Source organism: Reyranella sp. GW821-FHT14A01 (assembly GCF_058803965.1).
Window position 1 is genome coordinate 130779 of sequence record NZ_JBXAPM010000001.1, and the last position, 17571, is coordinate 148349.

Annotated in this window: 19 protein-coding genes; 6 read left to right on the forward strand and 13 right to left on the reverse strand. The window is 66.7% G+C overall.

The window, feature by feature from the left end:
- From yidD to yihA, 3 genes are read left to right on the forward strand one after another with little or no spacing between them, the layout of a single operon-like run.
- Positions 1 to 318, forward strand: a complete 318-nt coding sequence (gene yidD, locus AC1ROX_RS00650; protein WP_493121444.1) for a membrane protein insertion efficiency factor YidD — start codon at positions 1 to 3, stop codon at positions 316 to 318.
- A gap of 24 nt (positions 319 to 342) precedes the next feature.
- Complete coding sequence (gene yidC / locus AC1ROX_RS00655) at positions 343 to 2175, forward strand: membrane protein insertase YidC (protein WP_493121446.1); 1833 nt, start codon at positions 343 to 345, stop codon at positions 2173 to 2175.
- Entirely contained in the window at positions 2175 to 2837 is a 663-nt protein-coding gene (gene yihA / locus AC1ROX_RS00660) for a ribosome biogenesis GTP-binding protein YihA/YsxC (RefSeq protein WP_493121448.1), read from the forward strand. Before yidC ends, yihA begins: the two co-directional genes overlap by 1 nt.
- Positions 2838 to 2842: 5 nt before the next feature.
- Here yihA and AC1ROX_RS00665 read toward each other — a convergent pair whose 3' ends face one another.
- Positions 2843 to 3529, reverse strand: coding sequence for a 2OG-Fe(II) oxygenase (locus tag AC1ROX_RS00665; protein WP_493121450.1), 687 nt, complete (start codon positions 3527 to 3529; stop codon positions 2843 to 2845).
- Positions 3530 to 3647: 118 nt separating this feature from the next.
- Here AC1ROX_RS00665 and argB point away from each other — a divergent pair, with 118 nt between their 5' ends.
- Positions 3648 to 4562 (forward strand): acetylglutamate kinase, encoded by a 915-nt coding sequence (gene argB, locus AC1ROX_RS00670; protein WP_493121451.1) that lies wholly within the window; start codon positions 3648 to 3650, stop codon positions 4560 to 4562.
- A gap of 37 nt (positions 4563 to 4599) precedes the next feature.
- Positions 4600 to 5172 (forward strand): peptide deformylase, encoded by a 573-nt coding sequence (def, locus tag AC1ROX_RS00675; RefSeq protein WP_493121453.1) that lies wholly within the window; start codon positions 4600 to 4602, stop codon positions 5170 to 5172.
- Positions 5173 to 5254: 82 nt separating this feature from the next.
- Here def and AC1ROX_RS00680 read toward each other — a convergent pair whose 3' ends face one another.
- Entirely contained in the window at positions 5255 to 6109 is an 855-nt protein-coding gene (locus AC1ROX_RS00680; protein ID WP_493121455.1) for an SDR family NAD(P)-dependent oxidoreductase, read from the reverse strand.
- A 95-nt stretch (positions 6110 to 6204) separates the two neighbouring features.
- Between AC1ROX_RS00680 and AC1ROX_RS00685 the strand changes: the two genes are divergently transcribed.
- A complete protein-coding gene (locus AC1ROX_RS00685; RefSeq protein ID WP_493121457.1) occupies positions 6205 to 7152 on the forward strand; it encodes an AraC family transcriptional regulator in 948 nt (315 codons plus the stop codon).
- Here the strand turns inward: AC1ROX_RS00685 and AC1ROX_RS00690 are convergent.
- The 11 genes from AC1ROX_RS00690 to AC1ROX_RS00740 all read right to left on the reverse strand — a co-directional run bounded on the left by AC1ROX_RS00690 (position 7101) and on the right by AC1ROX_RS00740 (position 17566).
- Entirely contained in the window at positions 7101 to 7919 is an 819-nt protein-coding gene (locus AC1ROX_RS00690) for a phosphodiesterase (protein ID WP_493121458.1), read from the reverse strand. The two genes, AC1ROX_RS00685 and AC1ROX_RS00690, sit on opposite strands and share 52 nt — an antisense overlap.
- Positions 7920 to 7929: 10 nt before the next feature.
- A complete protein-coding gene (locus tag AC1ROX_RS00695) occupies positions 7930 to 8979 on the reverse strand; it encodes an ABC transporter ATP-binding protein (protein ID WP_493121460.1) in 1050 nt (349 codons plus the stop codon).
- Positions 8976 to 9782, reverse strand: coding sequence for an ABC transporter permease (locus AC1ROX_RS00700; RefSeq protein ID WP_493121462.1), 807 nt, complete (start codon positions 9780 to 9782; stop codon positions 8976 to 8978). Before AC1ROX_RS00700 ends, AC1ROX_RS00695 begins: the two co-directional genes overlap by 4 nt.
- Before the next feature lies 1 nt (position 9783).
- Positions 9784 to 10602, reverse strand: a complete 819-nt coding sequence (locus tag AC1ROX_RS00705; RefSeq protein ID WP_493121463.1) for an ABC transporter permease — start codon at positions 10600 to 10602, stop codon at positions 9784 to 9786.
- Positions 10603 to 10681: 79 nt separating this feature from the next.
- A complete protein-coding gene (locus AC1ROX_RS00710) occupies positions 10682 to 11689 on the reverse strand; it encodes an extracellular solute-binding protein (RefSeq protein WP_493122501.1) in 1008 nt (335 codons plus the stop codon).
- 7 nt (positions 11690 to 11696) lie between these two features.
- Positions 11697 to 12545 carry a DeoR/GlpR family DNA-binding transcription regulator gene (locus AC1ROX_RS00715; RefSeq protein ID WP_493121465.1) on the reverse strand — a complete coding sequence of 283 codons (849 nt, stop codon included), beginning with the start codon at positions 12543 to 12545 and terminating at the stop codon, positions 11697 to 11699.
- A gap of 215 nt (positions 12546 to 12760) precedes the next feature.
- A complete protein-coding gene (locus AC1ROX_RS00720) occupies positions 12761 to 14125 on the reverse strand; it encodes an NAD(P)H-dependent oxidoreductase (protein ID WP_493121467.1) in 1365 nt (454 codons plus the stop codon).
- A gap of 23 nt (positions 14126 to 14148) precedes the next feature.
- Entirely contained in the window at positions 14149 to 14949 is an 801-nt protein-coding gene (locus tag AC1ROX_RS00725) for a phytanoyl-CoA dioxygenase family protein (protein ID WP_493109054.1), read from the reverse strand.
- Between the two features lie 49 nt (positions 14950 to 14998).
- Positions 14999 to 15670: a GntR family transcriptional regulator gene (locus AC1ROX_RS00730; protein WP_493121469.1), complete on the reverse strand. Its 672-nt coding sequence runs from the start codon at positions 15668 to 15670 to the stop codon at positions 14999 to 15001.
- Positions 15671 to 15708: 38 nt separating this feature from the next.
- Positions 15709 to 16677, reverse strand: a complete 969-nt coding sequence (locus AC1ROX_RS00735) for a glycerophosphodiester phosphodiesterase (protein ID WP_493121470.1) — start codon at positions 16675 to 16677, stop codon at positions 15709 to 15711.
- Entirely contained in the window at positions 16619 to 17566 is a 948-nt protein-coding gene (locus AC1ROX_RS00740; protein ID WP_493121472.1) for a M48 family metallopeptidase, read from the reverse strand. Before AC1ROX_RS00740 ends, AC1ROX_RS00735 begins: the two co-directional genes overlap by 59 nt.
- Positions 17567 to 17571: the final 5 nt, after the last annotated feature.

The following is a 17571-nucleotide window of genomic DNA, read 5'->3' on the forward strand; positions in this document are numbered from 1 at the left end:
GTGCATTGGCAGCTTGCGCCGGACCGCTTAAATCGCCAGTTTCCGGGCCGCATGATGTCCCAGGTCCTGCGCGGCGCGATTCGCTTCTACCAACTCACGCTCGCCTACTTCTTTGTCGGAGCCTGCCGCTACGAGCCCTCGTGCTCGGCTTACGCGGTCGAGGCCCTGTCGAAGCATGGCGCGGCGCGGGGAAGCTGGCTCGCCGCCCATCGACTGTGCCGCTGCGGCCCCTGGGGCGCCGGCGGCTATGACCCTGTTCCGCCGGCCGCCGCCCGTTCGCGCGCGCCGCTTTCCTGTCACCCCGCCCGGCGCTCCTGACGCGCCACGAAAGATCGCCGACAAATGGATCAGAAGAATTTCATCGTCGCCATCGTCCTCTCGGTGCTGATCATCGTGGGCTGGCAGGCGGCGTTTCCGCCGGCCAAGCCGCCGGTCAATGGTGCCCAGCAACAGGCGACGACGCAGTCCGGCGCGCCTGCAACTCCGGCGGGACAGAGCGGCACGCCCGGCGCCCCCGGCACGCAGCCCGGTCCGGGCGGCGCGCCGGCGCAGCAGCCGGTCGTGAGCCGCACCGAGGCCGTCGCGCTGACGCCGCGCGTCACCTTCAGCACCGCCGAGCTCACCGGCTCGATCTCGCTCAAGGGCGCGCGCATCGACGACGTGCAGCTCGTGAAGTATCGCGAGACCATCGATCCCAAGAGCCCGCCGGTGCCGGTCCTGTCGCCGGTCGGCAGCGAGCATCCCTATTATGCCGAGTTCGGCTGGTCCTCGTCCGATCCCGCGCTCAAGGTGCCGGGCCCGGAAACGGTGTGGACGTCCGATGCGCCGACCGTGGCGCCCGGCAAGCCGGTCAAGCTCACCTGGGACAATGGCGAGGGCCTGGTGTTCGGCCTCACCGTCTCGATCGACGAATTCTTCATGTTCGACGTGAAGCAGAGCGTCGACAACAAGACCGACAAGCCGGTGACCCTGTTCCCGTGGAGCTTGGTCGTTCGCTACGGCGAGCCGAAATACGAGGGCATGTACATCCTTCATGAGGGTCCGTACGGCGTCTTCAACGGAACGCTGAAGGAATTCAGCTACTCCGACTTCAAGGGCAACAAGCAGCAGAAGATGGCCACCACGGGCGGCTGGGTGGGCATCACCGACAAGTACTGGATGTCCGTGCTGGTGCCCGACCAGAAGTCGAAGGTCGACGTCTCGATCAAGCAGACCGGCGCAGGCGCCGACGTGAAGTACCAGGTCGACTATGTGGCGAACGGAGTCACGGTCGCCCCCGGTGCCAGTACCGTGACGGATGCCAAGCTGTTCGCCGGCGCGAAGATCGTGCGGGTGATTTCCGACTACGAAAGCAGGTACGGCATCGAGAAGTTCGACCTCACGATCGACTGGGGCTGGTTCTGGTTCTTCACCAAGCCGCTGTTCTGGCTGCTCGAGTGGCTCTACGTGCATCTCGGCAATTTCGGCCTGTCGATCCTGGTTCTCACCGTGGCCGTGAAGGCCGTGTTCTTCCCGCTGGCCAACAAGTCCTACGCGGCGATGAGCAAGATGAAGCGGCTCCAGCCGGAAATGGAGAAGCTCAAGGAGCGCTACGGCGAGGACCGCCAGCGCATGAACCAGGAGCTGATGCAGCTCTATCGGCGCGAGAAGGTGAACCCGGCGGCGGGCTGCCTGCCCATCCTCGTGCAGATCCCGGTGTTCTTCGCGCTCTACAAGGTGCTCTACACCACCATCGAGATGCGCCATCAGCCATTCTACGGCTGGATCAAGGATCTGTCCGCGCCGGATCCGCTCACCATCCTGACCGGCTTCGGCCTGTTCCCGTGGGACGTCCCGCCGTTCCTGCACTTCTTCAACATCGGCATCTGGCCCATGATCATGGGCGTCACGATGTACCTGCAGCAGAAGCTGAACCCGCAGCCGACCGATCCGGTGCAGGCGCGCGTGTTCCAGTTCCTGCCGATCCTGTTCACCTTCATGCTGGCGCCCTTCGCCGCCGGCCTGGTGATCTACTGGGCGTGGAGCAACACGCTCTCGATCGCGCAGCAGTACATGATCATGCGCCGCCACGGCGCGCCGATCGGCGGCAAGGCCGTCGCCGCGACGCCGGCTCCGGCACCCGCTGCCCCCACGAACGACAAGAAGGGCGGCAAGGGCTCGGGTAAGAAGGGCTGATGCCGGACAAGTCACCCGACGAAATTGACGAAGGCCGTACGCCGGAAGAGATCGAGGCGGCCCGCAAGCTGTTTGCGGGCCCCTGCGACTTCGTCTCGGGCGCCGCGTCGATCGAATCGCTGCCCGGCATCTCGCTGCCGGAAGTGGCCTTCGCCGGCCGCTCCAATGTCGGCAAGTCGAGCCTGGTCAATGCGCTCACCGGCCGCCGCACCCTGGCGCGCGTCTCGGCCAATCCCGGCCACACGCGGCAGGTCAATTTCTTCAACCTGGCCGACCGGCTGATGCTGGTCGACCTGCCGGGCTATGGTTTCGCCAAGGTCTCGCGCTCGATGAAGGAGACCTGGCAGGATCTCGCCTCGGCCTACCTGCGCGGGCGGCCGACCCTGATGCGCATCTTCGTGCTGATCGACGGCCGTCACGGCGTGAAGGAGAGCGACCGCGAGACGATGCGCAACCTCGACAGCGCCGCCGTCTCCTACCAGCTCCTGCTCACCAAGACCGACTATCTGCGCGCCGCCGACGTGCCGCGCGCCGTCGCGGCCGCCGAGGCGGTGGCCCGCAAGCACGGCGCCGCCCACCCCGAAGTCCTGCCGACCAGCAGCGAGACCGGCTTCGGCATTCCCGAACTGCGCGCCGACATCGTGGCGGTCGCACAGGTTTAGGCGTCCTACGCCGCGTCGTGGAAGATCACGCCGAGGGTGAAACGCTCGCCGGTGCGCAGGCTCGAGACGCCGTGGCGCATGGCGGTGCGGTGCCAGCCGCGGACGCCCTTCGAGGGCCGCTCGTTCACGGCGAAGATCGCGGCGTCGCCCTGCTCCAGCGGCACGACCTCGCCGCGTGACTGCAGGCGCGGGCGCTGCTCGACCAGCATGAACTCGCCGCCGGTGAAGTCGCGGCCCGGCGCGCTCAGCAGCACGACGACCTGCAGCGGGAAGACCATCTCGCCGTAGAGGTCGCGGTGCAGGCAGTTGTAGTCGCCGGTACCGTAGCGCAGCAGCAGCGGCGTCGGCCGGGTCTGGCCGGCCGCGTGGCATTCGCTCAGCCAGGCCTCCAGCGTCTCGGGAAAGCGCCTGGGCTTTCCGAGCTGCTCGTTCCATCGGTTGGCGACCTCGGCCAGCGCCGGATAGAGCGCCTGGCGCAGCCGCTCGACCGGCTTGGGCAGGTCGTAGGCGAAATACTGATATTCGCCCTGCCCATAGCCGTGGCGCTGCATGACAATATGTTTACGGAATCGCGCTTGGTCGGACCACAATGCGGCCAGCGCCCGGCATTCGTCGGCGCCGATCAGGTTCTTCGCCACGGTGAAGCCGCGATTTGCCAGGGTTTCCCTGTCGAAAACGGGTGTAGCTGCCATCTGGACATCCTGACGCGGCGGGCCCGGTTCTTCTATCCGTAAGCCGCCTGATATATTATGCGCCTTGGCCCTCCCGCCGCGCGCGGAGAGGGCTTTCGTTCAACTGGGGATGCTGGAAATGGCCGAGGCTGTTCAACCGGACAAAGAGCAGAAGCGTCTCATCCGCATGGCGGAGACCATTTCCAAGGCGCTGCCCTACATGCGCCGGCACAACGACGCGACCTTCGTGGTGAAGTATGGCGGCCACGCCATGACCGACCCGAAGCTCGGCGACCTGGTCGCGCGCGACGTGGTGCTGATGAAGCAGGTCGGCATGAACCCGATCGTGGTCCATGGCGGCGGCCCGCAGATCAACAAGATGCTGGAGCGGGTCGGCATCAAGAGCACGTTCGTGAACGGGCTGCGCGTCACCGACGCCCAGACGATGGAGATCGTCGAGATGGTCCTGGCCGGCTCGATCAACAAGGCGATCGTGGCCGACATCAACGAATGCGGCGGCATCGCCGTCGGCATCTGCGGCAAGGACGGCAACCTGATCCTGGCCAGGAAGGTCACCGAGACGCGCGATCCCAAGACCGGCGAGCTCCTCAAGGTCGACCTGAAGCAGGTCGGCGAGCCCGCCAAGATCAACGTCATGGTGCTGGAGCAGCTGCGCCGCGCCGACGTCATTCCGGTCGTGGCTCCGATCGGGTTCGGCGTCGACGACGAGCTGACCTACAACATCAATGCCGACACCTCCGCGGGCGCCATCGCCGGCGCGATGAAGGCCAAGCGGCTGCTGTTCCTGACCGACGTGCCGGGCGTCCTCGACAAGGAGGGCAAGGTGATCCCCGACATGACGATCGAGCAGGCGCGCGCGCTGATCGCCGACGGCACGATTTCCGGCGGCATGATCCCCAAGGTCGAGAACTGCATCGATGCCGTGAATTCGGGCGTCGAAGCGGCGGTCATCATGGACGGCCGCGTGCCCCATGCGCTCCTGCTGGAGGTCTTCACCGAGGCCGGCGTGGGGACCATGGTGCGCCGCAGCTGACCTTGAAAAGCCCGATTTCACCGCATATTTAGGCCCAATGGCTCTCCTGCCCATCCTGACCGCGCCCGATCCGCGCCTGAAGAAGAAGTCCCTGCCCGTCGAAACGGTCGACGCCGGCGTGCGCCAGCTCATGGATGACATGCTGGAGACGATGTACGACGCGCCGGGAATCGGCCTCGCCGCGCCGCAGGTCGGCGTGCTGAAGCGCGTCATCGTGCTCGATATCGACCGCGAGGACACCAAGATCGGCCCGCTGTTCATGGCCAATCCCGAGATCGTCGAGGCCTCGGACGAGGACGTCTCCTACGAGGAAGGCTGCCTCTCGGTGCCGGACCATTATTCCGACGTGGTCCGTCCGGCGACGGTGACGGTCCGCTACCTGGACCGCGACGGCAAGACCCAGAAACTGGCCTGCGACGGCCTGTTGGCGACCTGCGTGCAGCACGAGATCGACCATCTCGACGGCATCCTGTTCATCGACCACATCTCGGCCCTGAAGCGGAACATGATCCTCCGCAAGCTCCTCAAGACCCGCAAGGAACAGGAACGCGACGCGGCCGAGGGCCGGCCCGCGAAGGCGAAAGCCAAGGACGCGGAACCGGCGATCTAGGCGGTGTCGTTCTGACGCGAAGCGTCGAAAACAACCAAAATTGTCATCCCGAGCGCAGCGAGGGACCTTTGATCGGACGCCGCTAGAGGTCCCTCGCTGCGCTCGGGATGACAACGGGTTTGGCCCCGAACATCTCCCGCATCTTCTGCAGGTAGTGCTCCTCCGACGTCGACCAGCGCAGCTCGGCGAGGAGCTTCGAGTCGGCGCCGGCGGGATAGCGGATCCGGCTGCCCTCTTCCGTCGCGGCCGCGAAGGTCGCTTCGGCGACCTCCGCCTCGGTGCAGTAGCGCGTCGGATAGTTGGCCATATTGGCGAAGCAGGATTGCGTGAAGGCGCCGTATTCTTCCGGGAACAGGCCCTGCATGCGGGCGCTGCCGTTGGCCGTGAGGTTGGTGGTCGGTGCGTAGCCGGGCTCCACCAGGCGCGCCTTGATGTCGAAGGCACCCAGCTCGTACGAGAGCGATTCCGTGAAACCTTCGACGGCGCATTTGCTGGCGGCATAGACCGCGACCAGCGGCATGACGCCCAGGGTGACGCTCGACGTGACGTTGACGATGGTGCCGTGTCCCTGCCGGCGCAGGTGCGGGATGAGGGCGCGGCAGGTCGCGATGACGCCGAACGTGTTGGTCTCGAAGATCTCGCGCACCATGCTGTCGGGCGTCGCCTCGACGATCGAGCCGAGGCCGATGCCGGCATTGTTCACCAGCACGTCGATGGCGCCGAAGGCGGCGATGCCGTCGGCAATGGCTGCCTCGATGCTGGCGGCGCTCGTGACGTCGAGCGGCAGCAGCTTCAGCCGGTCCGAGGGCTTGGCGAACACCGCCGGATCGGGTCGCCGCATCGTGGCCAGGACGTTCCAGCCGCGGTCGAGGAAGAACTCGGCCATCGCCTTGCCGTAGCCGGATGAGGTGCCGGTGATGAGGACTGTCTGGGCCATGTGATGCTCCGTTGGCTGGTCGATGTGCCCAGGATAGCCATCCCTCGGGGATGATATATAATCAGGACACCTGTTCTGATTATGGATCGTCCAAAATGGACCCGTTCAGCGACGTCATCGGCCTGCTGCGCCCCTACGCCGCCCTGTCGAAACCGATCACCGGCCGGGGACGCTGGGGCGTGCGCTACGACGCCTACGAACAGCCGGGCTTTGCCCTCGTCCTGGCCGGCCAATGCTGGCTCGCCCTCGACGGCGAGGAGCCGGTCCTGCTGGAGCGCGGCGACTTCGTGCTGCTGCCCGCGACGCCCGCTTTCGCGCTGTTCAGCCATCCCGGTGTCGCGTGCGCGCGGGTCGAGCCATCGGACAAGCCCGTCCGGCACGGCGATCCGGACGGCGAGCCCGACGTGCAGATGTTGGGCGGCGCCTTCCGGATCGAGCCGGTCAACGCCGCGCTGCTGACCGGCCTGCTGCCGCGCATCATCCATGTCCGCGCGGCCGAGAGCGACACGTCCCGCCTCGCGCGCCTTGTCCACCTGCTGCGCGAGGAATGCGAGGCCGACCGGCCCGGCCGCGAGATGATCCTGCCGCGCCTGCTCGAGGTCATGCTGGTGGAGTGCCTGCGGCAACCCGGCATCGGCCAGGAAGCATTGCCGGCGGGCCTGCTGGCGGGACTGCGCGACCCGTCCCTGGTCGGCGCCTTGCGCGCGATGCACGACAATGTTCGCGCCGGCTGGACGGTGGCGGGACTGGCGCGGCTCGCTAGCATGTCGCGCTCGGCCTTCGCTGCCCGCTTCTCCGAAACGCTTGGCTGCGCGCCGATGGAATATCTTTCGCGCTGGCGAATGGCGCTCGCGCAGGATGCCCTCAGCCGCGGCGGTAAACCGCTCGACCGGCTCGCCGAGGAGATCGGCTACGAATCCGCCAGCGCCTTCAGCACGGCCTTTCGCCGACGGGTCGGCATCTCGCCCGGTGCCTTCGCACGGGCCCGTGTTCAGTCGATGAGCTTGCCGTCGGGACCGAAGAACGGGTACGGCCCGTCATAGTCGCCGATGACGGCGGTGTGGGTCACCAGCTGACCGCCGTTCCACCAGTGCAGCATGTAGCCCGGCGGCTCCATGCGGAAGCAGCTCGGTGCATCGGGACGGATGTCGAGCGCGACCTGATGGGCCGGGCTGGGGCAGGTCAGCGCCGGGCGGCCGCCGACCTGGGCGCGGATCGTGCGATGGAGATGGCCGCACAGGATGAGTTCGACCTGGCGATGGCGCTCCATGATGGCGGCGAAGGCATCGCGGCCCGAAAGGCCGAGCTTGTCCATGTGGCCGATGCCGGTGACGAAGGGCGGATGATGCATCAGCACGAGCGTGGGGGCATATCGCTTCTCGAGCAGGGCCCTGTCCAGCCAGTCGAGTCGCGCGGCGCACAGCTCACCGCCACCCTCGCCAGGAATCAACGTGTCCAGGCCGACGATGCGCAGCGGATAGTCGTCGAGGACGAACTGCAGGAACGGGCCCTGCTCCGGCAGGTAGCCTTCGCTGCGGAAGGCCTCGCGCATCGCCTCCCGGTCGTCGTGATTGCCGGGAATGGCAATGATGCGCTGTTTGATCGGCACCAGGATCGACTTCAGATGCGCGTATTCCTCCGGTCGACCGAGATCGACGAGGTCGCCGGTCAGCAGGATGAGGTCGGGCTGCGGCGCCAGCGCCAGCAGCTCCTGCACACAGCGCCTCAGCATCGCAGCCGTGTCGACCTTCCCGTAGGCGAGTTTGCCGGGCAGCTTGATATGGGTGTCGGTGATCTGTGCAATCAACATGTCCACGTCCTTACAGAACCAGCAGGCCGCGCGGGTCGACGGCTAGACCCACCGCGTCGCCATGGCTGAAATCGCGCCGCGCCGTGCTCTCCATCACCAGCGGCTGTGCTTCGCCCACGTCCACGAACAGCCGCGTGTGATCGCCGAGGAAGAAGGCCGCCGCCACCTTGCCCTGCAGGGCCGCCGTCTCGTGTCCCTCGACGACGCGGATATCCTCCGGCCGGAACAGGATCTCGGTCGCGGTCGCCGGCGCCTCGGGCCAGGCGATATGGCCCGCCTTGCAGGTGAAGGTGCCATTGCTCACCGAGCCGGTCAGGCGATTCATCGTGCCGATGAACTCGGCGACGAAGCGCGTGGCCGGGCGCTGGTAGATCTCGCGCGGCTTGCCGATCTGCGCGACCCGGCCATGCTCCATGACGACGATGCGATCACCGAGGGCCATCGCCTCGGCCTGGTCGTGGGTGACGTAGATCGCCGTGATGCCGAGCGAGCGCAGCAGCGAATCGATCTCCAGGCGCAGCGTGTCGCGCAGCTTGGCATCCAGCGCCGTCAGCGGCTCGTCGAGGAGCAGTGCGCGCGGGCGTACGGCGATGGCGCGGGCCAGTGCCACGCGCTGGCGCTGGCCGCCCGAGAGCTGGTCGATGCGGCGGTCGGCGAGCCGCGTGATCTGCATCATCGCCAGCATCTCGGAGACGCGCGCCTTGATCTGCGGTTCGGGCACCCTCCGGATTCGCAGGCCGTAGCCGATGTTGCCGGCCACCGTCATGTTGGGGAACAGGGCGTAGGACTGGAACACCATGCCGACATTGCGCTGCTCGATCGGCAGGTGCGTGACGTCGACGCCGTCGAACAGCACCTTGCCGCCGGCATCCGGCTCTTCGAGGCCCGCAATGATGCGCAGGGTCGTGGTCTTGCCGCAGCCCGAGGGACCCAGGAAAACGACGGTCTCGCCGGCATGGATGGCGAGGTCGAGCGGCTCCAGCGCCTTGGTGCCGTCGGGGAAAGTCTTGGCGCAGTTCGTCAGAGCAATGGAAACGGGTTTGTTGCCGGCGTCGGTCATTCAGCGTCCTCTGCCACGAACTTCGCGGGGCGCGGCTTGGCGAAGGCCTGCAGCGCCAGCAGCAGCGGCATGATCATCAGGAAGAACACGAGCGTGTAGGCGCTGCCCACTTCCAGCCGCAGCGAGGCGTAAGCGTCGGCGAGGCCCACCGGCAGCGTCTTGGTGAAGGGCGTGTGCAGCAGCCAGGTCATGTTGAATTCGCCCATGGAGAGCGTCACCACCATCAGCGAGCCCGCGAGGATGCCCTGCCGGCAGTTCGGCAGCACGATGTCGCGGAAGCGCGGCCAGAAGCCGGCGCCCAGCGAGGCCGCGCCTTCCTCGAGCGTCTTGAGGTCGATGGCGCTCAGCACCGCCAGCACGCTGCGCACCATGAAGGGCAGGGTGAAGAGCACGTGGCCCACCAGGATGAAGGCCCATGAGGTCCGGAAGCCCGACAGGCTGCCATAGGTGACGATCAATGCCAGCGCGGTCGCCAGCCCCGGCACCGCCACCGGCAGCACCAGCATCTCCTCCAGCGCGCGGGTCAGCGCGTTCTGCCGCTTGGCCAGTACATAGGCGGCCGGGACGCCGATCACCAAAGTGACCGCGAGGCAGGCGAGCGACAGGCCGATCGAGAGGAAGATCGTGTCGCGATAGCCGTTCCACACTTCCATCACCCAGCGCAGGGTGAGGCCGCTCTCGATGCCGACGAAGTAGTTCACGGTGAGGCCGGCCATGATCGACAGGATCACCGGCACGACCAGGAAGGCGCAGACCAGCAAGGTGAAACCAAGCTGCAGATAGAAGAGGCCGCGGCGCTTCATGTCAGCCCGCCGCCGCGACGCTGGAGCCGGCGGCCGTGCGCGCCACCGCCAGCACCAGCCAAGTGACGATGCCCAGTACGAAGCTCAGCGCCGCCGCCATGGCGATGTTCGCCGACAAAGTGAACTCGGTGTAGATCACCATCGGCAGCACGTTGATCTTGGCGGCCAAGGTAAAGGCGGTGCCGAACGCGCCGACCGCCGTCGCAAAGCAGATCGCGCCGGCCGAGATGAAGGCAGGCTTCAGGCCGGGGATGATCACATCGAGCAGCACGCGCCACGGCGAGGCGCCGAGTGACCGCGCCGCCTCCTCGAGCTTCGGGTCGAGCTTCTCGGCGGCGGCCATCACGGTGAGGATGGTGCGCGGGATGGAGAAGTAGACGTAGCCCATGAACAGGCCGGAGAGCGTGTAGGCAAAGACCAGCTTTTCGCCGGTCAGGGCCTGCGTGACGGTGCCGATCAGCCCCTGACGGCCGGCCAGCATGATCACCATGAAGCCGATCACCACGCCCGGGAAGGCGAGCGGGAAGGTCAGCATCGACACGAGAAGGGCGTTGCCGGGAAACTTGTGGCGCTGCAGGAACAGGCCGGAGATGCCGCTGATCACCAGCGTCGCTGCTGTCGTTGCCGCTGCAACGGCGAGCGTCGAGGCGAGACTGCTGAGATAGAGCGAGTCGGTGAGGATCGCGGCATAGGCCGCCCAGCCGGTCTTGCCGCTGCCGCCGATGAAGAACAGCCGCGCCATCGGCAGCAGGAAGAACGCCGCGAAGACGATGCCAGCCGGCAGCAGCAGAAGGATCAGTCGGCGGACTTCGTGCCGCATGGTTGGCGGGTTCCTCAAACGAGCGGAAACGGGGCGGCCATGAGGCCGCCCCGCTGCGTTGTCGCTGGCTTGGCGAGCGTCAGTTCACTTCCTTGCGGTAGCGCTCGACGATCTGCGGCTGCGCCTTGGCGAGGCTCTTCAGGTCGACGGCCTTGGCGCGGGCATATTCCGCGTCGGGCAGGAACTTGGCCTTGGCCTCGGCCGAGAGCCGGTCGGCGAAGACCGGGCGCAGATAGGCATTGCCCCACATCGCCTGACTCTCGTCGGACAGGACGAAGTCGAGGACCTTCTTGCCGTTCTCCGCGTTCGGGCTCTTGTTCACCAGCGCCATCACGTAGGGGAACACCAGCGTGCCTTCCTTCGGGATGACGAACTGCACCGGCGCCTTGTCGGTGTACTGGCCGCGATAGGCGTTGAAGTCGTAGTCGAGCAGGATCGGGATCTCGCCCGAGATCACGCGGGCATACGAAGTCTGCTTCGGCACGATCGGCTGGTTCTTGGCCAGTTCCTTGAAGAACTTGATGGCCGGATCGAGATTGTCGTAGGTGCCGCCCAGCGCGAGGTTGATCGCCATCACGCCGAGCTGGCCGACGGCCGCCGACGTCGGATCGAGGTAGCCCACCATGCCCTTGTATTCGGGCTTCAGCAGGTCGGCCCAGCTCTGCGGCACCGGCTTGTTGCCGAGCGCGGCCTTGTTCACGAACAGGCCCAAGGTGCCGGAATGAATGGTGAACCAGTTGCCGTCGGCATCCTTGAGGTCGGCCGGGATCTTCTCCCAGTTCTTCGGCTTGTAGGGCGTCAGCACGCCGGCATCCTTGGCCGGGTCGGCCGCGATGCCGCCGAGATAGGTGACGTCGGCCACCGGGCTGCCCTTCTCCGCGATCAGCGCGGCGATGGCCTGGCCGGAATTCTTGTTGTCCGGCGGCACCTGGATGCCGAGCTTGGACTGAATGGCCTTGAGCTGCGAGCCCCAGTCGGCCCATTCCGGCGGGCAGTTGTAGCAGATGGCCCGCTGCTGGGCGGCGGCGCCCGAGATGTTCGTGACGACGGCGATGCCCAGGGCGGCCGCAAAGGCCAGTTGTTTCAACATGAGATCAACCCTTCCTTGTTTGACTTGTCGACTCGTTGGACGCGGTTTCATCGGACCAGGTGACGAGACGGACGCCGGCATCGCGCAGCTTTCCAGCAATGGCATCGGGCACCGGGCGATCGGTGAAGACGGCGCTCGCCTCGGTGATGGTGCCGCCGCGCACGGTGGCGCCGCGGCCGAACTTGGAATGATCGAGGACCAGGAAACGCTGACGGCAATACTGCGCCAAGGCGCTGCGCATCGTCACCTCGTCGGTGCTGAAATCGAGCAGCGTGCCGTCCTCGGCGACTCCGCCGACGCCGTAGATGCCGATGTCGGCGGCGAACTGGCCGAAGAAGCCGTGCGCCTCGCCCGCCACCACGTCGCGGTCGAGGTTGCGCAGGCGGCCGCCGGCGACCGTGATCTCGCAGGAGGCGCTGCGGCTCAGCGCCAGCGCGACGTTGAGGTTGTTGGTCATAACGCGCAGGCCGGCATGGTCGGCCAGCGCCAGCGCACATTGCTCGGGCGTGGTGCCGATGCCGAAGAACAGCGAGGCGCCATCGGGCACTTCGCGGGCCACGAGCCGGGCGATGCGGCGCTTGGCGTCGATGTTCAGGACCTGGCGGGCGGGATAGGCGAGGTTCTCACCGTCGGGCGGCAACTCGACGCCGCCATGGCGCCGGCGCAGCAGGCCGCGGTCGCAGAGCAGGTTCACGTCGCGCCGGATCGTCTGCGGCGTGACACCGAACTGGAGGGCCAGCGCCTCGATGGCCTGGAAACCGTCGCGGTGGACCAGCTCCACGATGGCCCGCGCGCGATCGTCGGCCAGAAGGGCCGTATCGAGGGGTTTCTTGCTGTCGCGTTCGGTCTGCATGTTCGAATGAACATTGCAGACCACCTTTTTCGTTCAGATGGATTTCATATGAAAGTTATATGACGGCGAATGAAAGCGTGGAGCGCTTCCTTCCCCATTCAAATGGGGAAGTGCCCCGTCCTACGGGGCAATGGGGTCATGGGAGCCGCAAGGCCATGAGCCCTCCGTCGGCGTAAGACGCCGCCACCTCCCCCGCTGACGGGGGAGGAAAGCTTTTATTGTGCCGCGATCTTCGACGCGGCCGGCGCGAAGTCGCGCTCCATCTCGCGGCGCAGCTTCACGGCGGTCAGCGACTCGTCCATCACGACGTCGGCGTAGGTCAGCGACTGGCCGGCCTTGATCGGCTTCACCAGCTTGACGTTGTGCGCGAGGCCGAGCGGCAGGCTGCCGAGGCCGGTCGACTTCTCCGACGGGAAGAGCTTGCCGTAGACCGTGTAGCCGCCCTCGCCGTCCAGGATCTCGCCGGGCTTCAGGTCGCGCTTGGCGGTCGCGATGACGTCGGCGTGGAAGCCGATCGGCGTGCCGGTCGGCTCCTTGCGCAGGCCGATCGAGGCGACCGACATGCCGACCTCGAGGCCGATCAGGTGCCAGCGCTTGTACATGACGGAATACCGGCCGCTCGGGTCGGTGCAGAGCATGTATTCCTCGAAGCAGTTCCTCTGGTACTCGGTGGCCGCCTCGAACACGACCCACACACCCTTGCGGATCTCGTAGGGGATGGCGCGCCCGTCCTTCTCCAGCGACGAGGCCACTTCGACCTGGCCCTTGTGGTGGAGCTGGCCGCCCTCGGAGACCGGTCGCATCACGAAGGGCAGGTCCTCCACGGAACACGGCGGGAAGGCGAGGCCGTCCGGCGCCGGCGTGAGGCCGGTCGCATTGGCGACGGCGGTGCTCTCGATGGCGGGCTTGGAGCCGTCGAGGAAGGAGTTGAACATCTTGGGGTTCAGGCCGCCGCGCTTGGCCTGTTCCTCGTTGAGGCCCCAGTATTTCCATACGGTCTCGGGCGTCGACTGCGCGAAGTGCGGCAGCCACTTGTGGCCGCGGCCGGCCGCGGTCACCTCGAAGCCCGAGGTGCGCGCCCAGTCGACCAGCTCGCAGATCAGCGCCGGCTGGTCGCCGTACGCCAGCGAGTAGATCACGCCGGCGGCAGCGGCGCGCTTGGCCAGCAGCGGGCCGCAGAAGGCGTCGGCCTCCACGGTCACCATGACGACGCTCTTGCCGTGCCTGAAGGCTTCGAGCGCATGCTCGACGGCGGCGATCGGATCGCCGGTCGATTCGACGATGATGTCGATCTCGGGATGGCTGACCAGCGCGCGCCAGTCGTCGGTGAGGTAGGTGCTGCCGTGCTTGCGCGCGTCGGCGAACGAGCTGGCCGACGTCACGTCGGGCTTCCAGCCCAGTCGCGCCAGGTTCTCGCGGGCGCGGTCGGGCGAGAGGTCGGCGATGCCCAGCAGATGGATGCCCGGCGTCGTCGGGATCTGCGACAGGTACATCGAGCCGAACTTGCCGGCGCCGATGACGCCGATGCGCAGCGGATTGGCTTCGGCCGCGCGGGCCTGAAGCATGCGATGGAGACTCATTGTTTCCTCCGAAGTTTCTTAATCTATTCCGCCGCGACCTTGCGGTTGACGGCGCGGATCACCGCATCGTCTTCCCAGGCATCGATCGGCGTGAAGTCGCGGTGCGCGATGTAGTCCGGCCGCTTGAAGCGGCGGATCGCGTTGCTCACCGAATTGTAGGTCACATAGATGATCTGGCGATCCCAGGGCGACATGTTGGGCCCGCTGCCATGGACCAGCGTGCCGTGGAAGAAGATCGCCGAGCCCGGCCCGCCCTTGGGCGCGACGATGCCGCCCTGGTCGACCAGCTTGGCGATGGTGTCGTTGTCGATCGTCCACAGCGGATACGACGTCGTGGTGAGGTCGTGGCTGGCCTCGATCGCGCCCTTCTTGTGGCTCTTGGGAATGAACCACAGAGGACCGTTGAACTCGTTCACCTCGTCGATGAACACCGCAAGGTTCATGGCACGGGCCTCGGGCATGTCGTCGTCGGCCTTCCAGGTGCCGTAGTCCTGGTGCCACTGCCAGACATCGCCGTCGAAGGCGGCCTTACCGTTGATCTTGAACTGGTGGATGTAGGTCTTGTCCTTCAGGAGCTGCTCGGCCGGCTCCACGAAGCGCGGATGATGGATCAGCGCCTCGAACACCGGATGATAGGTGTGGACCGCGAAGGCGGTGCGCACCACATCGCCGGACTTCTCGCGGATGTTCTCGGGGCGGCGCTGAGCGAAGACCTCGGGCACCGAGGATTTCAGGATCTTGGTCTCTTCCGGCGAGAAATACTCGGGGAAGAAGAGATAGCCCTCTTCGTCGAATTGCTTCAGCTGCTCAGAGGTGAGCTTCATGGCGGTTCCTCCTTGGCTTCTCAGTCTTTGCTTGTAGTGAGCGCCGTCTTCAGGCGGCGCGGGAAATCACGACTTTCAATCGTCCCGTGAGAATGTCGGCCATCTGCTCGGCATGACCGCGGCAGAGCGCTTCGGCCTCGGCGGCCTGGCCCGCTTCGAGCGCGCGCAGGATGCCCTCGTGTTCGTCCCATACACTGACTCTCAGATCCTCTTCGCTCAAGGCCGCCGCCATCACCCGGCGCAGATGCTGCCAGTGCTGCTGGGCGGTCTCGCCGATCACGGGATTGCCTGAGGCCTCGTAGACGAAAAGATGAAAATCGATGTCGGCTTCGATGACCGACGGCACATAGCGGCTCGCCACGGCGCGCCGGCCGACATCGAGCAGGGCGCGGCCGCGTTGCACGAGGTGTGGCGTGTAGTTCGAGGCGGCGAGGCGTGCGGCGGCGCCGTCGAGGGCGGCGCGGACCACGTAGAGATTGCGGGCCTGCTGCACGTCGAGCGGGGCGACGCAGACGCCCTTGCGGCCGGCATCGATCAGGAAGCCCTCGCGGCGCAGCAGCATCATGGCCTGCAGGACCGGCTGGCGGGACACGCCGAACTGTTGGGCGATCTCTTCCTGCGTGATTCGGGCGCCCGATTTCAGCTCGCCGGAGCAGATCGCCTCCAGCACCGAATCGTGGATACGCTCGGAAAGATCAGGTTCGGGAAGGATCGGCCGCATGTCTGTATACAGAACACAGGGCGGCCGGAGTCAACCGCCTAGCGGGCTTTTAGCCCTTTAGAGCTGAGAATCTGCGCCCCACGGTCGGGGTAGTCCGTGATCAGCCCGTCGACACCCAGGTCGATCAGGCGTGTCATCTCGGCCGGCGCGTTCACGGTCCAGGGCACGACTATGAGGCCGATCGCCTGGGCTTCCTTCACGTTCTCCGCGGTGACGTTGCGCCAGAAGGGCGACCAGGTCGTGCAACCGGCTTCCTTGGCCAGCTTGGGGACCGACCCGCCCTGAGCCGCCAGGTCGAGCCCGCCCAACCAGGGCGAGGGCCGGCCGCTGGCGCGCTGCACCGTGTCGAAGTTGGTGCTCTCGATGGTGAGGCAGGCCGTCGCGATCTCCGGGGCCAGCTTCCTTGCCTCGATCAGGCCGCGCCAGTCGAACGATTGCAGCGTCGTGCGCGCTTCCGCCTTCCCCTTGCGGATGCCCTCAACGGCGACCGCCGCGAAGGCCGCCGGGTCGAGCGTCAGGTCGGGCTTGGCCGGGTCGGTCTTGAGCTCGATATTGAAACGGACCTCGGGCGAGGCCTGCGCGAAGAACTCGGCGAGGGTCGGGAAGCGCTGGCCGTCGACCGGCTTCTGGTCGGGGAACTGCTGGGCGTACTTGCTGGCCGGGTTCACGCGGCCGATGTCGTAGCGCTTCAGCTCGTCCAACGTGAGCGTGCGGATGGCCGGGCCCGGTGCCGCGAGCCACTGCCCGTCCGGTCCGCGCGTCAGGTCGGGATTGAGGACCGGATCGTGGCTGAGGACGACGACCCCGTCGCGCGTCACCGCGAGGTCGGTCTCGAGCGTCGTGACGCCGAGATCCTGCGCGACCTTGAAACCGGCCAGCGTATTCTCGGGCGCCAGCCCGCGGGCGCCGCGATGGCCCTGCAGGTCGAAGGCCGCCGCGAGACCGGTGTTAAGCGCCCAGATTGCGCAGGCGAGCGATGCGATCCTCGATATCGGGATGCGTGGCAAGAAGCGCCGGCGTCTTCGAAGTGAACTGCTGGATCGGGTTGACGATGAAGAGATGCTGCGTGGCACGACTCACTCCGGGAAAGGGCGCCGCCTTCTCCGCCAGCTTGCCCAGCGCGGAGATGAGGCCGTTGGGATTGCGCGTGAACTGCACGGAGGTCGCATCGGCAAGATACTCGCGCTGCCGCGACACCGCCATCTGCACCGCCTTGGCCGCGAGCGGCGCCAGGATCGCGACCACCAGCAGGACGATGATCAGGATGCCGCCGCCGGAATTGCCCTTGCGGTCGCTGCTGCGCATCGAGCCCCAGTTCATCGTGCGCAGCGCCATGTCGCAGACCAGCGCGATCAGGCCGACGGTGACGCCGACCACGACCATGTAGCGTGTGTCGAGATTGCGGAGATGCGCCATCTCGTGCGCCACTACGCCCTGCAGCTCGTCGCGGCTGAGCGTGTCCAGCAGGCCGCGCGTCACGGCAATGGTGCCGCTGCCGATCCGGTTGCCGGTGGCGAAGGCGTTCAGCGCATCGGTCTCCAGCACCATAACCCGGGGCATCGGCACGCCGGCGGCGATCGAGATCTCCTCGACCACGTTGTAGAGCTGCGGCGCGTCCTGCTTCTCGATCACCTTCGCGCCGGCCATCGACAGCACCATCCTGTCGCCGACCGCCAGCGAGATTGCGCTCCAGCCGATGCTGACGGCTGCCATCAACCCGGCACCCGCGATGCCGACCTGGCTGACCGCCGGCAAGGCGCCGGAGGATTCGCCTTCGAGCAGCGCGCCGACCAGATAGCCGATGCCAGCGGCCAGCACGGTCAGGACCGCCAGCAGCACCATCGTGTTGCGGCGGTTCTGCTCCTGCGCGGCGACGAAGTCGGTGGTGGCGCTCATGCGCC

Coding starts and splice junctions, on each gene's coding strand:
- yidC (WP_493121446.1), top strand. CDS start 343: ATGGATCAGAAGAATTTCATCGTCGCCATCGTCCTCTCGGTGCTGATC.
- yihA (WP_493121448.1), top strand. CDS start 2,175: ATGCCGGACAAGTCACCCGACGAAATTGACGAAGGCCGTACGCCGGAA.
- AC1ROX_RS00665 (WP_493121450.1), bottom strand. CDS start 3,529: ATGGCAGCTACACCCGTTTTCGACAGGGAAACCCTGGCAAATCGCGGC.
- argB (WP_493121451.1), top strand. CDS start 3,648: ATGGCCGAGGCTGTTCAACCGGACAAAGAGCAGAAGCGTCTCATCCGC.
- def (WP_493121453.1), top strand. CDS start 4,600: ATGGCTCTCCTGCCCATCCTGACCGCGCCCGATCCGCGCCTGAAGAAG.
- AC1ROX_RS00680 (WP_493121455.1), bottom strand. CDS start 6,109: ATGGCCCAGACAGTCCTCATCACCGGCACCTCATCCGGCTACGGCAAG.
- AC1ROX_RS00685 (WP_493121457.1), top strand. CDS start 6,205: ATGGACCCGTTCAGCGACGTCATCGGCCTGCTGCGCCCCTACGCCGCC.
- AC1ROX_RS00690 (WP_493121458.1), bottom strand. CDS start 7,919: ATGTTGATTGCACAGATCACCGACACCCATATCAAGCTGCCCGGCAAA.
- AC1ROX_RS00695 (WP_493121460.1), bottom strand. CDS start 8,979: ATGACCGACGCCGGCAACAAACCCGTTTCCATTGCTCTGACGAACTGC.
- AC1ROX_RS00700 (WP_493121462.1), bottom strand. CDS start 9,782: ATGAAGCGCCGCGGCCTCTTCTATCTGCAGCTTGGTTTCACCTTGCTG.
- AC1ROX_RS00705 (WP_493121463.1), bottom strand. CDS start 10,602: ATGCGGCACGAAGTCCGCCGACTGATCCTTCTGCTGCTGCCGGCTGGC.
- AC1ROX_RS00715 (WP_493121465.1), bottom strand. CDS start 12,545: ATGCAGACCGAACGCGACAGCAAGAAACCCCTCGATACGGCCCTTCTG.
- AC1ROX_RS00720 (WP_493121467.1), bottom strand. CDS start 14,125: ATGAGTCTCCATCGCATGCTTCAGGCCCGCGCGGCCGAAGCCAATCCG.
- AC1ROX_RS00725 (WP_493109054.1), bottom strand. CDS start 14,949: ATGAAGCTCACCTCTGAGCAGCTGAAGCAATTCGACGAAGAGGGCTAT.
- AC1ROX_RS00730 (WP_493121469.1), bottom strand. CDS start 15,670: ATGCGGCCGATCCTTCCCGAACCTGATCTTTCCGAGCGTATCCACGAT.
- AC1ROX_RS00740 (WP_493121472.1), bottom strand. CDS start 17,566: ATGAGCGCCACCACCGACTTCGTCGCCGCGCAGGAGCAGAACCGCCGC.